The organism is Mesorhizobium sp. M1A.T.Ca.IN.004.03.1.1, from assembly GCF_003997555.1.
Taxonomy (GTDB): Bacteria; Pseudomonadota; Alphaproteobacteria; order Rhizobiales; family Rhizobiaceae; genus Mesorhizobium.
In genome coordinates this window covers 1-342 of sequence record NZ_RZTV01000104.1, presented here as the reverse complement: position 1 = coordinate 342, position 342 = coordinate 1, and the positions used below count along the sequence as shown (strand labels likewise).

General features: G+C 57.9%; 1 pseudogene. It reads right to left on the bottom strand.

Going from position 1 to position 342, the window contains the following annotated elements:
• Nucleotides 1–342, bottom strand: a pseudogene (locus tag EOD29_RS36230) (ATP-binding protein); the annotation flags it as partial.

Here is a 342-nt window from a genome sequence, read left to right as displayed (position 1 = left end):
TGAAGCTTGGAGCACGGCGGCTTCCTGACGTTGACGTTCGTTACGCCAACGCTCTGCCCGAAGATCGAGAAGTTCCTTGAAGCTGGCTGCCTCCATTCGATCCTCTTCTGGATGCGCCTGGAAGACAACCCGCTCAATTTCGGCAAGCAGGTCGTCCGTCACACCCTCGGCGGAACAGAGCGTGTCCACGAATTGCTGTGAAAGGTATCGGACTCGGGGATCATCGATCAGCCCCTCAATACCAATGCCGGCGAGGTCGTTGTAGGTCTGCTCCCCTGACGCCCAGCGCAAGACCGCCTTCGCGGACCCGAGAAGCTTCGCAGCACGATAGAGAAATGATTT